Origin of the sequence: Burkholderia paludis (assembly GCF_000732615.1) — a bacterium.
Lineage (GTDB): Bacteria > Pseudomonadota > Gammaproteobacteria > Burkholderiales > Burkholderiaceae > Burkholderia > Burkholderia paludis.
In genome coordinates, this window is record NZ_JPGL01000027.1 from 25,595 (window position 1) to 41,141 (window position 15,547).

The following is a 15,547-nucleotide window of genomic DNA, read 5'->3' on the forward strand; positions in this document are numbered from 1 at the left end:
GCCGCTTGCGCGGCGTCTTGGTCTTCAGCCGACTAGGATAGCGCCGGCGGCGATTTCGCGTCATGTCGCGCCTGGCGAGGCGCCGCGACGAGCGATGCGGTCTTGCGATGAAAGCGCCACGCCATCAGCGCGGCGACGCTCGCGAGGCCGGCCGCGAGGCCCCACCACAGGCCGCGCGCGCCGAGGCCCGCGTGGAACGCGAGCCAGTAGCCGGTCGGGAAGCCGATGCCCCAGTAGCCGAAGGTCGCGGCGAGCATCGGGATGCGCGTGTCCTTCAGGCCGCGCAGCGCGCCCGACGCGACGGTCTGCATCCCGTCGACGATCTGGAACACCGCCGCGATGCCGAGCAGCGACGCGGCGAGCGATACCGTGGCCATGTTGGCCGGATCGTCGAGGTGAAGGTACAGGCCGACGATGGCATGCGGCGCAACGATCATCACGAGGCCCGACAGCGACATGAACGCGACGCCGAGCGCGAGCGCGACGAAGCCCGCGTGCCGCGCGGCGACGGGCGAGCCCGCGCCGACCCAGTAGCCGACCCGGACGTTCGCGGCCTGGCCGATCGCGAGCGGCACCATGAACGACACGGACGCGACGTTCAGCGCGATCTGGTGCGCGGCCAGCGACGTCGCGCCCAGCACGCCGACCGTGAGGCCGGTCGCGAGAAACAGCGTCGATTCGACCCCGTACGTGATCGCGACGGGCCAGCCGATGCCGATCAGCTCGCCCATCATGGGCAGTTTCGGGCGCGCCGCGGTCACGAAATGGCGGAAGCGCTGCCGGCCGTGCAGCAGCCAGAGCAGCGCGAACGCGGTGAGCCAGATCGTGATCGTCGTCGCGACGGCCGAGCCGAGAAAGCCGAGGCGCGGCAGGCCGAACGCGCCGTGGATCAGCCCGTAGTTCAGCACGCCGTTGACGCCGACGCCGCCGACCGACACCCACAGCAGCCGCCGGGCGGCGCCGATCGCCGGCAGGAACGCGCGCATCAGCCCGACGCCGATCAGGCTGCCGAGCGCCGCGAAGCGCAGGATGCCCGTGTATTCGCCGACGTGATGCGCGAGCAGCGGCGGCTCGTGGAACATCAGCAGGATCGGTTCGGACAGCGACAGCGCGACGATGGCGGGAATCGCGAGCAGCACGGACAGGGCGAAGCCGGTCCAGTAGATGTGCGGCACCCGCTCGTCGGCCTTGGAGCCGCGCGCATGCGCGACGCTCACGCTGATCGACGACAGCACGCCTTGCAGAATGGTGACGATGACGAAGAAGAAGTTCGCGCCGAGCCCGCCCGCCGCGAGCGAATCGGGGCCGAGCGAGCCGAGCAGCACCGTGTCGGTGACGCTCATCGCCATCTGGGAAAGTTGCGCGATCGCGAGCGGCGCGGCGAGGCGCGCGGTATCGGCGGCGTGACTGGACAGGGACGGCGGCGCGGCGGCCGTCCGCGTAAGACCGGAATGCGACATGGGATGGGCGCTCGCACGGGTGCGGGCCCGCGCTATATGTAGTTATTTTGAGAGACAACCAGCTTACGGCTTTATTCGCACCGTGTCGAACGCTCGCGCCGATGGCCATGTCGCGGAAAGGGGAACCGGCGCTATGCCTCGCGCACCGCGATGCGCGTGTCGCCGAGCAGCACGACCTGGCCTGCGCGGATCTTGCAGGTCTTGCGCAGCTCGACCGCGCCGTCTACTTTTACCGCGCCGGACGCGACGATCAGCTTTGCGGAGCCGCCGCTGTCCGCGAGGCCGGTGATCTTGAGAAGGTTGTGCAGCTCGACGTATTCGCCGGTCAGCGTGAAATCCAGGTTGGGCATGACGAAGAAGGCGCGCAAGGCGCGGGAGGAATCGCCTCGCATCATACGGCACCGCGGGCCGGCACGCGAGCGCGGAGGGGCGCGGTACGCCGGTGCGGGGGAAGGGGCGTTGTTCGTCGGCAGGTGGAACGGCGGGTAACGGCCCGGGAGAGCCGAGAGCCTGCGGGTCTTTCGTCGTACCTGCCGCGTGTCGCGGCGGGGCGCGGCCGGCCGCATCGCTGCGGTTCGAACTGACGATTTTTCGTGGAGCAGGCCATGCGCCGGATTCGCGCGATGCTGATCGGTGCCGTGCCGACGGCGTTCGTCGTGTCGGACGCGTGTGCCGCGACGGGCGTGGCGGTGCAGGGCGCGGCCGGTGCCCATGCAGCGCGTGGTGTGTCCGCCCGACGCACCGCGCAGACAGCGCTAGCCGGCTGCGCGCGCCGGGCGCGGCACCGCGACGGCGGCCCGGTTCGCGTCGTACGAACCGGGCCGCCGTCACATGTTCATGCGCAACGGCGTGCCGTTACGGCCGGCGCTGCCCCTGTCCCGGACCCTGCGCCGGTCGCGTGGCGGCCGGCGTGAATACGCTGCGCAGCCACGCGGCGAGCCGTGCAAAGACGTCGTACGGCTCCTCGACGAAGATCTCCGGCTTCAGCAGCCGCAGGTATTCCATGATCTGCTGCGCTTCCTGCTTCTGGAACGAGCCGTGCGCGAGACCGAGCCGGAGCAGCCCGCGCAGTTCGCCGAGCTTGTCGCGCGCGGTGCTGCCGACGCTCATCTCGCACGCGAGCTTGGCCTCGTAAATCCGTTGCCGCAGCGATTCCGCAAGCCGCCACGCGGGCGTCTGCATCAGTTCCTCGAGCGTCTGGATGTCCTGCGCCGCCCCCTTGATCTGCGACGCGAGCGGGTCGATCAGCGCCGGATCGGCCTGCGCTTCGGCGACGATTGCCTTTGCCCAGTCGCGGCAAGCCTTCGCGAGTTCGTCGGGCGTCCATTCGGAACGCGACGCGAAGCCGAAGCCGAATTCGCCGGCCTGTCGCATCAGGATCGCGACGACGTCCGGAAATTCCTTGTCGAGCGTGCGCTTTGCCCACGCGTACTGGCCGCCCTGCAGCATTCGCTGCACGGCGTGCTCGGTCAGCGGCACCATGTTGTCGAGCAGTTTGGCGCGCAGGAAATCCTCGAACGACGGCGTCGCGAACTGCGGGTCGAGCTTCAGCGACACGCGGACGAACGCATCGTAGTCCTTGCGCAGGGACTCGAGCGTGTCGTCCTTGAGGGAAAGGGTGATCTGGCCCATGAATCGTCTCGATGGCGGCCCGCGCAAGCCGGCGGCCGGCACGGCGCACCGGGGCGGGCGCAGCGTCGACTGACCGGTGCGCGACGAGGCCGGTGGCGGGTGTTCACCCCGTATATCGGCGCGCCGGGCGGAAACTTGAGCGCGCCGGGCCAAGCGTTCGCCCGCTCGCTCAGGCGGGCAGCCAGTGGGGCAGCACGATCCCTTGCCAGAGAAAGAACACCGCGAGGCCCGCCGCGATCGTCACGAGCGGGCGGCGGGTCGCCGCCGACACGAGCACGGCGGCGAGCGCGCCGACGAGCTGCGGATTGCGCCAGGTCAGCTCGACTGCGCCACCGTGCGGCGAGACGGCCATCGGCACGATGATCGCCGTCAGCACGGTGACGGGTACGAAGCCGAGCGCCGTCCGCACGAGCGGCGGGAAGGTCAGCCGTTCGCCGAACAGGAACAGCGTCGATCTGATCGCGTAGGTGATGACGGCCATCCCGAGAATCAGCAGCGCGTAGCTCACGATGCGGCCTCCGGGTGCGAGCCGGCGCGCGCGCGCTCGTGCAGCAGCGTGAGTGCGACGCCGATCGCGACGCCGGCGGCGACCGCGCCGAGCAGCCCGAGCTTGTAGGGCCAGCCTTGCCAGAAGCAAGCCAGCGTGCCGGCCGTCGCGGCCGCCGCGAAATAGCGCAGCGTGCCGAGCTGCGGGACGACGATCGCGATGAAGGTTGCCGCCATCGCGAAATCGAGGCCGAGCGACTGCAGTCCCGGGAACGCCGCGCCGAAGCCGATGCCCGCGAGCGTCCAGATCTGCCAGTTCAGGTACATCGCGAGCCCGGACCCGAAGAAGTAGTGGGGGCCGATGGTGCCCGGCGCGAAGTGCCGGTAGTGCGCGTAGGCGACCGCGAATACCTCGTCGGTCATCAGTGCGCCGAGCGTTGCGCGCCAGCGCAGCGGCAGGTGCGCGACATAGGGGGCGAGCGTCGCGCTGTACAGCAGGTGACGCAGGTTCACGATCAGCGTGGTGGCGAGCACGACGACGAAGCCCGCGCTGCCCGCGATCAGGCCGAGCGCAATGAACTGCGCGGAGCCCGCGAACACGGCGAGCGACATCAGCGCGCCATGCCATGCGGCAAGCGGGCCGCCGCCGACGAGCGTGCCGAAGATCACGCCGAACGGCGCGGCGCCGATCATCATCGGGATCGTGTCGCGTGCGCCGTCCAGCCATTCGTTGAGCGGGCGGCGAGCGGGCGATGCGGGTGTCGGATTCAAAGCGTATTCCTCCATGAACCGGAGGATAGCGGGCGGGCGAAAGGCGGGCTTGTATGTTCTTGCGCTTGCGGGATCGGGATCGGTGCGCGCCGACGCCGGCGGTATCGCGGCGCTCGCATGCCGGGCGGTGCGGGGAGGCCGCGGCGTCAGCGCGCCTGCCAGCGCCCGGGCGGCACGCCGAACATGCGTTTGAAGTGCCGGGTGAAGTGGCTTTGATCGACGAAGCCGCTGGCCGCCGCGACATCGGCGACCGGCACGCCTGCGCGCAACGGCGCCAGCGCGCGCTGCAAGCGCAGCTGGTTGCGCCAGGCATGCGGCGGCATGCCGGTTGTGCGCGTGAACAGGCGGGCCGCGTGGAACGGCGACAGCCCGGCCGCCAACGCGATTTCGTCGAGCGTCACCGTGCACGTGAGGTCGGCGGCGAGCCGCTCGCGCATCGCGTCGACGCGCGGTTCGTCCGCGGTGAGGCGCGCCGGTTGCGATTGCGCATTGGCGTGGCGCACGATCAGCGTCGACAGCGCGTCGAGCATTGCCGTCTCGGCGGCGAGCGGATCGTAGATGCGCGCGGCATCCGTCGTCGAGCTGCCTGCCGCGGGACCGCCTGCCGCCGGATCGTCGTCGGTCGGCGGGTGCGCATGCGAGGGCCGGCTGTGTTCGCTGCCGGCCTCCATCATCCGGTGCGCGCGCGTGAGCCGGGCCGCAAGATCGACGTCGCGAATCACGTCGGGCGGGAACCACGGCGCGTCCTGCGTGCGGCCCGCGATCGCACTTGCGAGTTCGCGGATGAATTCGACCGGCATGTAGCCGACGCGGTAGCACCAGCCTTCATCGGCCGCGCGCGAACCCGTATGCACTTCGCCGGGATTGATCACGGGCACGGTGCCGGTTTCGGCGACGTAGCCGCTGCCGCGATAGGTGAAGCGTTCCGCGCCTTCGAGAATCACGGGGATCGTGTACGCGTCGTGCCAGTGGGGGGCGAACGTGTGATCGCGATAGGTGGCCGTGACGAGATCCGCGTCCGGCAGCAGCGGCGTGCGCCAGTAGCGTGCGGAATCTGGAAGGCGGAGCGCGGACATGATCGGGCGCGGGAGCGGTCGAACCGACAGTGTATCGCTCGCGCGTCCGGCCGGCGCGGGCTTTACTTGACCGGAATCGTCGTGCCGGCCGGCATCGGCACCGCGGTGACGGCGTTCTTCGGGCTGCCGCTGACGATGCGGTCGCTGTAGGTCAGGTAGACGATCGTGTTGCGCTTCGCGTCGACCACGCGCACGACGTGCAAGGTCTTGAAGATGAACGACATGCGCTCGCTGAACACGTCGGTTTGCTGCTTGAGCGGCTCCTTGAAGCTGATCGGGCCGACCTGCCGGCAGGCGATCGACGCCTCGCTCGGATCCTCGGCGACGCCGAGCGTGCCCTTGATCCCGCCCGTGCGGGCGCGTGATACGTAGCAGGTCACGCCGTTGACGACCGGATCGTCATACGCCTCGACGACCACGCGATCGGAGCCCGTGACGCGGAAATGGGTGTTGACGCTGCCGACTTCCTCCGCATGGGCAAGCGGTGCCGCGGCAAGCGCGGAGAGGAGCAGGGCGAGCGGGGCGGAGCGGAGGAGGCGGTGCTTCATCGACGTGACCGGATGCGAATGCGGGACAGAGACTCTAGCATGCGCATGCCCGTGCCACGAAAACGCGCGAGGCGGGCCGGAAAAACAAAAGGCCCGTCGAATGACGGGCCTTTCGCTGTCTGGCTCCCCGACCTGGGCTCGAACCAGGGACCTACGGATTAACAGTCCGGCGCTCTACCGACTGAGCTATCGGGGAATAAATCGGTATATCTGCGTGTTTGCGTACCAGCAAAAAGCCCGTCCACTTTCAACGGGCCTTTGCGTTTTTGGCTCCCCGACCTGGGCTCGAACCAGGGACCTACGGATTAACAGTCCGGCGCTCTACCGACTGAGCTATCGGGGAATAAATCGGTATATCTGCGTGTTTGCGTACCAGCAAAAAGCCCGTCCACTTTCAACGGGCCTTTGCGTTTTTGGCTCCCCGACCTGGGCTCGAACCAGGGACCTACGGATTAACAGTCCGGCGCTCTACCGACTGAGCTATCGGGGAATAAATCGGTATATCTGCGTGTTTGCGTACCAGCAAAAAGCCCGTCCACTTTCAACGGGCCTTTGCGTTTTTGGCTCCCCGACCTGGGCTCGAACCAGGGACCTACGGATTAACAGTCCGGCGCTCTACCGACTGAGCTATCGGGGAACAAACAACAGCAGAGAAACGAGATTGTATGGGGTGTTGGCTAAGCTGTCAACACCTTTGGGCTGCGGCGCACAAATTTTTTTGCGGCTGCCGCGCGATCAGCGTTCGAGCAGGTGCAGTTTGTCCTGCACGTCCTTCCACTCGTCCGCGTCGGCCGGTGCCGGCTTGGTCTTCGTGATCGACGGCCAGTCCTTCGCCAGCTCGGCGTTCAGCGCGGTGAATTGCTGCTGGTCGCCCGGAACGTCTTCTTCGGCATAGATCGCATTGGTCGGGCATTCGGCGACGCACACGGCGCAGTCGATGCACTCGTCCGGATCGATGGCGAGAAAGTTGGGACCTTCACGGAAGCAATCCACCGGGCACACATCCACGCAATCCGTGTATTTGCACTTGATGCAGCCTTCGGTCACAACGTGAGTCATTAAAACGCTCCTGCTTGGCGGTATATATGGGGTGGCGTATGCGCCAAAACCGGCATTGTAACTGAAGCGCAAAACCCGCATGGCGCGGTCGGCTATCCGGCTTATATCGTTTCGTGATTAGTTTATGGGGGCGCTTCGAGCCGGCCGCTGACAGTGCGCGCCGGCAAGACGGGCGTGCCGTGCGCGGGCGCGGCGGAGCGTATGGGGCAGGGCAAGCGGCGGTTTCGCGATGGTCGGGCCCGCATTCGGGTAACATGGCCGGCAGACCGGGCGGCGCGCGGTGCGCCGGGGCCCTGTCTCGATATTGGCGGTGCCGTAATCATGATCATCACCTCGCTGCTCGACACGGATCTCTACAAGTTCACGATGATGCAGGTCGTCCTGCATCACTTTCCCGCGGCAAGCGTGGAATACCGTTTCAGGTGCCGTACGCCCGGCGTCGATCTCGTGCCGTACATCGACGAGATTCGCGACGAGGTTCGCGGCCTGTGCGCGCTGCGTTTCACCGACGTCGAACTCGATTACCTGCGGCGGATGCGCTTCATCAAGAGCGACTTCGTCGATTTCCTCGCGCTGTTCCACCTGAACGAGAAGTACATCTCGATCACGCCGTCGCCGAAGGGCAACGGCGAGATCGACATCGAGATCGCGGGGCCGTGGCTGCACACGATCCTGTTCGAGATTCCGGTGCTCGCGATCGTCAACGAAGTCTATTTCCGCAACACGCAGCGCGAGCCCGACTATCGCGAGGGCCGCGAGCGGCTGCGCGACAAGATCAAGCTGCTCGGCGCGAAGCCCGAGTTCGCCGACTGCAAGATCGCCGACTACGGCACGCGCCGGCGTTTCTCGAAGGTCTGGCACGAGGAGGTCGCGCTCACGCTGCGCGACGGCCTGGGCCCGCAGTTCGCGGGCACCAGCAACGTGCTGTATGCGATGAGGCACGGCATCACGCCGCTCGGCACGATGGCGCACGAGTACCTGCAGGCGTGCCAGGCGCTCGGCCCGCGGCTGCGCGATTCGCAGGTCTACGGTTTCGAGATGTGGGCGAAGGAATACCGCGGCGACCTCGGAATCGCGCTGTCGGACGTCTACGGAATGGATGCATTCCTGAACGACTTCGACATGTACTTCTGCAAGCTGTTCGACGGCGCGCGCCACGATTCGGGCGATCCGTTCGACTGGGGCGAGCGCATGGTGCGCCATTACGAGTCGAACCGTTGCGACCCGCGCACCAAGGTGCTGGTGTTCTCGGACGCACTCGACATCCCGAAGGTCATGCAACTGTACGAACGGTTCCGCGGCCGCTGCAAGCTCGCGTTCGGCGTCGGCACGAACCTCACCAACGATCTCGGTTACGTGCCGCTGCAGATCGTGATCAAGATGGTTCGCTGCAACGGCCAGCCGGTCGCGAAGCTGTCGGATTCTCCTGGCAAGAGCATGTGCGACGACAAGGCTTATCTCGCATACCTGCGCCAGGTGTTCGGCATCGCGCAGCCGGTCGAGGAAGACGCGTCGAAGTAAGTCCTGGCCGAACGGCCGAAGCTGCGGCGCGGCGGGGGGGGGCCGGTATAATCCGACGGTATCCCCCGCCAACGTCACGAGGACCGTTCATGGACACTTCCGCTGCCCGTCGCCAGATCCTCGCGCGCATTCGTGCGGCGCAGGGGCGCGCGGCCGAACCCGATGCGGCGGAGCGCGACGGCGTCGCCGACTATCTCGCCCGTCATCCGCAGGGCCCGCGTCCGCCGGCGCCGGCCGATCTCGTCGCAGCATTCGTCGACGAGGCGGCGCGCCTGTCGACCACGGTCGATGAAGTCGCGACGCTTGCCGATGTCCCGGCCGCCGCGGCCCGCTACCTTTCTGCCCATGGCTTGCCGATGCAGGCCGTTGCATGGCGCACGCTGGCCGATTTCGACTGGGCGGGCGCCGGCCTGTCGGTCGAATGCCGCAAGCCGCGGGATGGCGACCTGGTCGGTCTCACGGGCTGTTTTTGCGCGACCGCCGAAACCGGTTCGCTGGTGCTGCTGTCCGGCCCCGACACCTATGCGTCCGCCGGCCTGTTGCCGGAAACGCACGTCGCGATCGTGCCGGCGTCGCGGATCGTCGCCGGTCATGAAGACGCGTTTGCACTGATCCGCGCCGAGCGCGGCGAATTGCCGCGCGCGGTCAATTTCGTGTCGGGCCCGTCGCGCACGGGCGATATCGAGCAGACCATCGTACTGGGCGCGCACGGCCCGTACCGCGTTCACGCGATCGTCGTACGGGGCGCATGACGCGCCCGCCGCATCCACCACTCGAACAAGGAAGTTCTGCATGAAACGACATGCCGCCTGGGCGGGCATGGCGTCGGGAATCGCGCTTGGCGCCGTTCCCGCGCTCGCATCGGCCGCAACGCTCGACGGTGCCACGCTGTCCGCGCTCTGGGGCGTCCCGTTCGCCGGGATCCTGCTGTCCATCGCGCTGTTCCCGCTCGTCGCCCCCGTGTTCTGGCATCACCATTTCGGCAAGATCGCCGCCGGGTGGGCCGTCGCGTTCCTGATTCCGTTCGCGTTCGCGTTCGGCGCGGGTACCGCGTTCGGTACGCTCGTGCACGCGCTGCTGGAGGAATACATTCCGTTCATCGTGCTGCTTACCGCGCTCTATACGGTCGCGGGCGGCATCTGCGTGAACGGCAACCTGCACGGGTCGCCGAAGCTGAACACCGCGATCCTCGCGCTCGGCACGCTGCTCGCGAGCGTGATGGGTACGACGGGTGCCGCGATGCTGCTGATCCGGCCGTTGCTGCGCGCCAACGACAACCGCAAGCATGTCGTGCATGTCGTGATCTTCTTCATCTTCCTCGTCGCGAACGCGGGCGGCTCGCTGTCGCCGCTCGGCGATCCGCCGCTGTTCCTCGGCTTCCTGAACGGCGTGAGCTTCTTCTGGACGACGACGCATCTCGCGTTGCCGATGCTGTTCATCTGCGCGGTGCTGCTGACGCTGTTCTTCGTGCTCGACACGTATTTCTATCGCAAGGGCGGCGAGGAGCGGCCGGCCGCGCTCGACCCGACGCCCGACGGTGCGGCACTGTCGATCGACGGCAAGGTCAATTTCTTGTTGCTCGCGGCCGTGGTCGCACTCGTGCTGATGAGCGGGATCTGGAAGCCGGGCATCACGTTCGACGTATGGGGCACGCACGTCGCGCTGCAGAACCTCGTGCGCGACGTCGCGCTCGTCGGGGTGACGTTCGCGTCGCTTGCGCTGACGCCGCGCTCCGCGCGTGAAGGCAACGCGTTCAACTGGGCGCCGATCGAGGAGGTCGCGAAGCTGTTCGCGGGGATCTTCGTGACCATCGCGCCGGTGATCGTGATCCTGCGCGCGGGGGCGGACGGTGCGTTCGCGCAGATCGTCCATCTCGTCACGGGGCCGGACGGCAAGCCGGTCGATGCGATGTACTTCTGGGCGACGGGCATCCTGTCGTCGTTCCTCGACAATGCGCCGACCTATCTGGTGTTCTTCAATCTCGCGGGCGGCGATGCGCAGACGCTGATGACGACCGGCGCGTCGACACTCGCCGCGATTTCCGCGGGCGCGGTGTTCATGGGCGCGAACAGCTATATCGGCAACGCGCCGAACTTCATGGTGAAGGCGATCGCCGAGTCGCGCGGCGTGAAGATGCCGAGCTTCTTCGCGTACCTCGGCTGGGCGCTCGTCGTGCTGATACCGGTATTCCTGCTGACGTCGTGGCTGTTCTTCACGGCGTAAGCGGACGATTTCAACCTCGAGCGGGCGGTCCCGGCGACGCACGGCGCGTCGCGAGCCGTCCGCGGCATGCGGAGATGGCGATGCAGAAGATCCTGGTCGCACGTCCGATCTTTCCGGACGTGATCGAGCGGCTCAAGCAGTATTTCGAAGTCGACTGGAACGACGGCGACGCGCTTGCGCCCGACGCGCTCGCCGCGCGTCTGGCCGACAAGGACGGCGCACTGACGGCCGGCGACCCGGTCGGCGCGGCGACGCTCGCGGCGGCGCCGCGCCTGCGCGTCGTGGCGAACATGGCGGTCGGCTACAACAACTTCGACATGGCCGCGTTCAACGCGGCGCACGTGCTCGGCACCAACACGCCCGACGTGCTGAACGAGTCGACCGCCGATTTCGGCTGGGCGCTGATGATGGCCGCCGCACGCCGGATCGCCGAATCCGAGCACTGGTTGCGCGCCGGCCACTGGCAGAAGTGGGCGTACGACGGTTTCCTCGGCACCGACATTTACGGTTTGACGCTCGGCATCATCGGGATGGGCCGCATCGGCCAGGCGCTCGCGCGACGCGCGCGCGGCTTCGGGATGCAGGTGGTCTATCACAACCGCTCGCGGGTCGCGCCCGGGATCGAGGCCGACCTGAACGCCGAGTACCTGTCGAAGGATGCGCTGCTCGCACGCGCCGATCACGTCGTGCTCGTGCTGCCGTATACGAAGGAGAACCATCACACGATCGGTGCGGCCGAGCTCGCGAAGATGAAGCCCACCGCGACGCTGACCAACATCGCGCGCGGCGGGATCGTCGACGACGCGGCGCTGGCCGTCGCGCTGCGTGACGGAACCATCGCCGCGGCCGGCCTCGACGTATATGAAGGCGAGCCGACGGTTCATCCGGCGCTGCTCGAGGTGCCGAACGTGGTGCTGACGCCGCATATCGCGAGCGCGACCGAGAAGACGCGCCGTGCGATGGCGAACCTTGCCGCCGACAACCTGATCGCCGCACTGGGCGAGGGGCCGCGCGCGGGGCAGCCACCGAATCCGATCAACCCTGACGTGATCGGGAAGCCGCGCGCATGACGATGACGTTGTTGCTTGCGGCGGTCGTCGTGCTGGCCGTCGCGCTCGCGGTGGCGATCGTCGCGCTCGTGCGCGGCGGTGGCCGCCACGACGATGCGGCCGTGCTCGGGGACCAGATCGAAGACGCCGCGCATGCGCAGGCGCGTGCCGTCGAGCGTCTCGAGCGCGAATTGCGCGGCGAGATCGTCGAGAACGCGCGCGGCTCGCGCACCGAGCTGGCCGGCAGCTTCGCCCAGCTTCAGCAGACGCTCGCCGCACAGCTGACGAGCGTGGCGACCGTGCAGAACAACCAGATAGAAGGGTTCGCGCAGCAGCTCGGCAAGCTCGTCGCCGGCAATGCGCAGCAGTTCGACGCGATGCGCGAGAGCGTGCAGCGCCACGCGCAGCAGGCGCGCGAGGAGCAGACGGGCGCGCTCAGGCTGTTCGGCGATACGTTGAACCGGCAGCTCACGCAACTGACCGAGGCGAACGACCGCCGGATCGGCGAGGTGCGCGCCACGCTCGAACAGCGGTTGAAGGAAATCGAGACCAACAACGCGGCGAAGCTCGAGGAGATGCGCCGCACCGTCGACGAGAAACTGCACGCGACGCTCGAACACCGGCTCGGCGAATCGTTCAAGCTCGTATCGGACCGGCTCGAACAGGTTCATCGCGGGCTCGGCGAGATGCAGACGCTCGCGGCGGGCGTCGGCGACCTGAAGAAGGTGCTGACCAACGTGAAGACGCGCGGCACCTGGGGCGAAGTGCAGCTCGAGGCGCTGCTCGAACAGATGCTGACGCCCGAGCAGTACGCGAAGAACGTCGCGACGGTGCCCAGGAGTAGCGAGCGCGTCGAGTTTGCGATCCGGCTGCCGGGGCGCGAAGCGGGCACGCGCGATGCGCCGCCCGTGTGGCTGCCGATCGACGCGAAATTCCCGCGCGAAGACTACGAGCGGCTGATCGACGCGCAGGAGCGCGCCGACGCGGCGGCGGTCGAGGAGGCGGCCCGTGCGCTGGAGGCACGTGTGCGGCTCGAGGCGCGCACGATCGCCGAGAAATACGTCGCGCCGCCGCACACGACGGATTTCGCGCTGCTGTTCCTGCCGACCGAAGGGCTCTACGCGGAGATCCTGCGCCGCCCGGGCCTGACCGACTTGCTGCAGCGCGACTATCGCGTGACGGTCGCCGGGCCGACGACGCTCACTGCGTTGCTGAACAGCCTGCAGATGGGCTTCCGCACGCTCGCGATCGAGCAGCGCTCGAGCGAGGTGTGGCAGGTGCTCGGTGCGGTCAAGACGGAGTTCGGCAAGTTCGGCGATGTGCTCGCGCGCACGAAGTCGCAGCTCGAGACGGTCACGCGTTCGATCGAGGCCGCCGAGCAGCGCACGCGCGTGATGAACCGCAAGCTGAAGCAGGTCGAGGCGCTGCCGGGCGACACGGCGGCCGGGCTGCTCGGCGCGGAAGGGGCCGACGGCGCCGATGCGGACGATGCCTGACGCAAGTCGCCGTCCCGGCTGAAACGACAACGGGCGCCGCGGCGCCCGTTGTCGTTCGACGCGATCGCCGGCAGGGCCGGCCCGCGCTCAATGTCCGGCGAGCGTGTCCAGCGCGTCCCCCGTCAGGCGCACGATGCGCCAGTCGGGCAGTACGGTCGCGCCCATCTTTTCGTAGAAATCGATCGCCGGCTGGTTCCAGTCGAGGACCGACCATTCGAAGCGCCCGCAACGGCGCTCGACGGCCAGCGCCGCGAGGTGCCGCAGCATAGCGGTGCCGAGCCCCGTCCCGCGCTGCGACGGCCGCACGTACAAATCCTCGAGATAGAGGCCGCGACGGCCGAGGAACGTCGAATAGTTGTGGAAGAACAGCGCATACGCGACGATCTCCCCGTCGTGCTCGGCCACCCGGGCTTCGGCGGCGGGCCGCTCGCCGAACAGCGCGTCGGCGAGATCGGCCTCGGTCGCGACGAACAGGTGCGTGAGCTTTTCGAACTCGGCCAGTTCGCGCATCAGCGCGAGGATCGCGCCGACGTCGCGCGCTTCGGCCGCGCGGATTCGCGGCGTGCCGCTCACGCTTCCTCCGGCGGATCGGACAGCACGATTTCGATGCCGCCGAAACGCGATGCGACCCAGTTGTACGCATGGCACGCGATCCACAGCAGCACGAAACCGAGGATGGCGTTCAGCAGCAGCGCGCTCAGGATCGTGCTCAGTTCGACCATCCCGTAGCGGACGTACGCGACCAGAATGCCGAGCAGCACGATCGGCACGCTGAATGTCAGGTAGACCAGGATCAGCGCTTTTGCGGTCTGACCCGCGGCGATCGACGAAATTTGTTTCTTCATGTGCGGATTGCCCCCGTAGAGATATACCGATTGGAATTCAGATCAGGCCGTCGAACGGCAGGATGTCGACCGGGGCGCCCGCGTCGACTGCCGCGGTGTCGTGGCCCAGGACGATGAAACAGTTGGCGGCCGCGAGGCCGCTCAGCGATGCGGAGCTTTGCGAGCCGGCCGGCGTGACGTGCCAGAGGCCGTCGGCGGCGCGTGTCGCGATGCCGCGCAGGTATTCGGTGCGGCCGGGCCGCGTCTTCAGCGCGTGCGTGCTGAGTGCCGCATACATCGCCGGTGGCTGCGCGCGCGCGCCGGCCAGCGTCAGCAGCGCGGGGCGCACGATCGCATGGAACGTCACGGCGGAGGCGACCGGATTGCCGGGCAGCCCGAAGAACAGCGCGTGACCGGCGCCGCTGCTTGCCGTGCGCGCGAGCGTGCCGCAGGCGAGCGGCCGGCCGGGCCGCAGCGCGAGGCTCGCGAACGTCACGTCGCCGAGCCGTGCCATGACGTCGCGCGTGAAGTCGGCTTCGCCGACCGATACACCGCCCGACGTGATCACCGCGTCGGCCTGCGCGGCGACGGCGTCGCGCAATGCGGCCTCGAGCGCGGCGGGATCGTCGCGAACGATCCCGAGATCGAGCGCGTCGACATGCAGCCGTTCGAGCATCGCGATCAGCATTCCGCGATTGCTGTCGTACAGGGCGCCGCGGCCGAGCGGCTCGCCGGGCTCGCGCAGTTCGTCGCCGGTGGAGAACACGGCGACGCGCACGCGCCGGCGCACCGTGACGCTGGCGAAACCCAGCGACGCGAGCAGGCCGAGATCGGACGGCCGCAGGATGCGACCCGCGGCGAGCGCGCAGGCGCCGCGCGCGAGATCCTCGCCGGCCTTGCGGCAGTTCGCACTGCGCGCGATCGCGTGCGCGGCGAAGCGGATCGTGTCGCCGTCGACGCGCACGTGCTCCTGTGGAATCACCGTGTCGCAGCCGGCGGGCATCGGCGCGCCGGTCATGATGCGCACGCACGAACCGGCTGCCACGCTGCCGTCGAACGGATGCCCGGCGAACGCGGTGCCGGCAACCGACATTGCGACGTCCTCCTGCTGCGGCGACGCGTGCGCACTGGCGGCGCCGTCGAACGCGTAGCCGTCCATTGCCGAGTTGTCATACGCGGGAATGTCGAACGGCGCGTTCACGTCGGCTGCGAGCACGCGGTCGAGCGCGTCGTGCAGCGTCACCGTCTCGCTCGCATCGACCGGCACCGCGAAGCGGCACGCGAGCGCCTGCGCGTCGGCGAGCGACAGCGGGGCATCGGAATCGGGTGCGGTTCGGGAGGCGGGCGAGGATTGCGTGATCATCAGTCGGACTGCGCCGCAAGGCGTAACGGGTTCGTGGCC

16 protein-coding genes and 4 tRNA genes are annotated in these 15,547 nt (G+C 68.1%); 5 read left to right on the forward strand and 15 right to left on the reverse strand.

From position 1 onward, the window contains the following. Positions 1-32: 32 nt before the first annotated feature. The 12 genes from norM to fdxA all read right to left on the reverse strand — a co-directional run bounded on the left by norM (position 33) and on the right by fdxA (position 7,032). Complete coding sequence (gene norM, locus GQ56_RS0118055; protein WP_052001421.1) at positions 33-1,460, reverse strand: multidrug efflux MATE transporter NorM; 1,428 nt, start codon at positions 1,458-1,460, stop codon at positions 33-35. A 131-nt stretch (positions 1,461-1,591) separates the two neighbouring features. Further along, positions 1,592-1,810 (reverse strand): RNA-binding S4 domain-containing protein, encoded by a 219-nt coding sequence (locus tag GQ56_RS0118060; protein ID WP_021159725.1) that lies wholly within the window; start codon positions 1,808-1,810, stop codon positions 1,592-1,594. Positions 1,811-2,315: 505 nt separating this feature from the next. Then, positions 2,316-3,092, reverse strand: coding sequence for a DUF4088 family protein (locus GQ56_RS0118065; protein ID WP_031399994.1), 777 nt, complete (start codon positions 3,090-3,092; stop codon positions 2,316-2,318). Between the two features lie 169 nt (positions 3,093-3,261). Further along, on the reverse strand, positions 3,262-3,600 hold the full coding sequence (locus GQ56_RS0118070) for an AzlD domain-containing protein (protein WP_031399995.1): 339 nt from the start codon (positions 3,598-3,600) through the stop codon (positions 3,262-3,264). Then, positions 3,597-4,364, reverse strand: a complete 768-nt coding sequence (locus GQ56_RS0118075) for an AzlC family ABC transporter permease (protein WP_031399996.1) — start codon at positions 4,362-4,364, stop codon at positions 3,597-3,599. The genes GQ56_RS0118070 and GQ56_RS0118075 overlap by 4 nt, the downstream gene beginning before the upstream one ends. A gap of 131 nt (positions 4,365-4,495) precedes the next feature. Beyond that, positions 4,496-5,425, reverse strand: a complete 930-nt coding sequence (locus GQ56_RS0118080) for an AraC family transcriptional regulator (protein WP_031399997.1) — start codon at positions 5,423-5,425, stop codon at positions 4,496-4,498. A gap of 62 nt (positions 5,426-5,487) precedes the next feature. Next, the gene (locus GQ56_RS0118085; RefSeq protein ID WP_031399998.1) at positions 5,488-5,973 is read right to left on the reverse strand and encodes a CreA family protein; all 486 of its coding nucleotides are present in this window, start codon (positions 5,971-5,973) and stop codon (positions 5,488-5,490) included. Between the two features lie 120 nt (positions 5,974-6,093). Continuing rightward, positions 6,094-6,169, reverse strand: a tRNA-Asn gene (locus GQ56_RS0118090). Between the two features lie 71 nt (positions 6,170-6,240). Beyond that, a tRNA-Asn gene (locus GQ56_RS0118095) sits at positions 6,241-6,316 on the reverse strand. Positions 6,317-6,387: 71 nt separating this feature from the next. Then, a tRNA-Asn gene (locus GQ56_RS0118100) sits at positions 6,388-6,463 on the reverse strand. A 71-nt stretch (positions 6,464-6,534) separates the two neighbouring features. Further along, a tRNA-Asn gene (locus tag GQ56_RS0118105) sits at positions 6,535-6,610 on the reverse strand. Between the two features lie 98 nt (positions 6,611-6,708). Continuing rightward, positions 6,709-7,032: a ferredoxin FdxA gene (gene fdxA, locus GQ56_RS0118110; RefSeq protein ID WP_011351384.1), complete on the reverse strand. Its 324-nt coding sequence runs from the start codon at positions 7,030-7,032 to the stop codon at positions 6,709-6,711. 321 nt (positions 7,033-7,353) lie between these two features. Here fdxA and pncB point away from each other — a divergent pair, with 321 nt between their 5' ends. The 5 genes from pncB to rmuC all read left to right on the forward strand — a co-directional run bounded on the left by pncB (position 7,354) and on the right by rmuC (position 13,321). After that, complete coding sequence (pncB, locus tag GQ56_RS0118115; RefSeq protein WP_031399999.1) at positions 7,354-8,553, forward strand: nicotinate phosphoribosyltransferase; 1,200 nt, start codon at positions 7,354-7,356, stop codon at positions 8,551-8,553. Positions 8,554-8,642: 89 nt separating this feature from the next. Continuing rightward, the gene (locus tag GQ56_RS0118120) at positions 8,643-9,305 is read left to right on the forward strand and encodes a LutC/YkgG family protein (protein WP_031400000.1); all 663 of its coding nucleotides are present in this window, start codon (positions 8,643-8,645) and stop codon (positions 9,303-9,305) included. Positions 9,306-9,345: 40 nt separating this feature from the next. Beyond that, positions 9,346-10,776, forward strand: a complete 1,431-nt coding sequence (locus GQ56_RS0118125) for a sodium:proton antiporter (protein ID WP_031400001.1) — start codon at positions 9,346-9,348, stop codon at positions 10,774-10,776. Positions 10,777-10,856: 80 nt separating this feature from the next. Then, positions 10,857-11,846 carry a 2-hydroxyacid dehydrogenase gene (locus GQ56_RS0118130; RefSeq protein ID WP_031400002.1) on the forward strand — a complete coding sequence of 330 codons (990 nt, stop codon included), beginning with the start codon at positions 10,857-10,859 and terminating at the stop codon, positions 11,844-11,846. After that, entirely contained in the window at positions 11,843-13,321 is a 1,479-nt protein-coding gene (gene rmuC, locus GQ56_RS0118135) for a DNA recombination protein RmuC (RefSeq protein ID WP_031400003.1), read from the forward strand. The genes GQ56_RS0118130 and rmuC overlap by 4 nt, the downstream gene beginning before the upstream one ends. A gap of 87 nt (positions 13,322-13,408) precedes the next feature. On the opposite strand, the gene GQ56_RS0118140 is transcribed toward rmuC, so the two are convergent. The 3 genes from GQ56_RS0118140 to moeA are packed head-to-tail and all read right to left on the reverse strand — an operon-like array spanning position 13,409 to position 15,508. Next, positions 13,409-13,894, reverse strand: a complete 486-nt coding sequence (locus tag GQ56_RS0118140; protein ID WP_031400004.1) for a GNAT family N-acetyltransferase — start codon at positions 13,892-13,894, stop codon at positions 13,409-13,411. Further along, complete coding sequence (locus tag GQ56_RS0118145) at positions 13,891-14,166, reverse strand: hypothetical protein (protein WP_006401288.1); 276 nt, start codon at positions 14,164-14,166, stop codon at positions 13,891-13,893. Before GQ56_RS0118145 ends, GQ56_RS0118140 begins: the two co-directional genes overlap by 4 nt. Before the next feature lie 37 nt (positions 14,167-14,203). Continuing rightward, positions 14,204-15,508: a molybdopterin molybdotransferase MoeA gene (gene moeA / locus GQ56_RS0118150; protein WP_031400005.1), complete on the reverse strand. Its 1,305-nt coding sequence runs from the start codon at positions 15,506-15,508 to the stop codon at positions 14,204-14,206. Positions 15,509-15,547: the final 39 nt, after the last annotated feature.

Excerpts from the sequence above, each read along its gene's own strand:
- GQ56_RS0118085 (WP_031399998.1), bottom strand. The coding sequence starts at position 5,973 with ATGAAGCACCGCCTCCTCCGCTCCGCCCCGCTCGCCCTGCTCCTCTCC.
- rmuC (WP_031400003.1), top strand. The coding sequence starts at position 11,843 with ATGACGATGACGTTGTTGCTTGCGGCGGTCGTCGTGCTGGCCGTCGCG.
- pncB (WP_031399999.1), top strand. The coding sequence starts at position 7,354 with ATGATCATCACCTCGCTGCTCGACACGGATCTCTACAAGTTCACGATG.
- norM (WP_052001421.1), bottom strand. The coding sequence starts at position 1,460 with ATGTCGCATTCCGGTCTTACGCGGACGGCCGCCGCGCCGCCGTCCCTG.
- fdxA (WP_011351384.1), bottom strand. The coding sequence starts at position 7,032 with ATGACTCACGTTGTGACCGAAGGCTGCATCAAGTGCAAATACACGGAT.
- moeA (WP_031400005.1), bottom strand. The coding sequence starts at position 15,508 with ATGATCACGCAATCCTCGCCCGCCTCCCGAACCGCACCCGATTCCGAT.
- GQ56_RS0118120 (WP_031400000.1), top strand. The coding sequence starts at position 8,643 with ATGGACACTTCCGCTGCCCGTCGCCAGATCCTCGCGCGCATTCGTGCG.
- GQ56_RS0118125 (WP_031400001.1), top strand. The coding sequence starts at position 9,346 with ATGAAACGACATGCCGCCTGGGCGGGCATGGCGTCGGGAATCGCGCTT.
- GQ56_RS0118060 (WP_021159725.1), bottom strand. The coding sequence starts at position 1,810 with ATGCCCAACCTGGATTTCACGCTGACCGGCGAATACGTCGAGCTGCAC.
- GQ56_RS0118075 (WP_031399996.1), bottom strand. The coding sequence starts at position 4,364 with ATGGAGGAATACGCTTTGAATCCGACACCCGCATCGCCCGCTCGCCGC.
- GQ56_RS0118065 (WP_031399994.1), bottom strand. The coding sequence starts at position 3,092 with ATGGGCCAGATCACCCTTTCCCTCAAGGACGACACGCTCGAGTCCCTG.
- GQ56_RS0118130 (WP_031400002.1), top strand. The coding sequence starts at position 10,857 with ATGCAGAAGATCCTGGTCGCACGTCCGATCTTTCCGGACGTGATCGAG.
- GQ56_RS0118080 (WP_031399997.1), bottom strand. The coding sequence starts at position 5,425 with ATGTCCGCGCTCCGCCTTCCAGATTCCGCACGCTACTGGCGCACGCCG.
- GQ56_RS0118145 (WP_006401288.1), bottom strand. The coding sequence starts at position 14,166 with ATGAAGAAACAAATTTCGTCGATCGCCGCGGGTCAGACCGCAAAAGCG.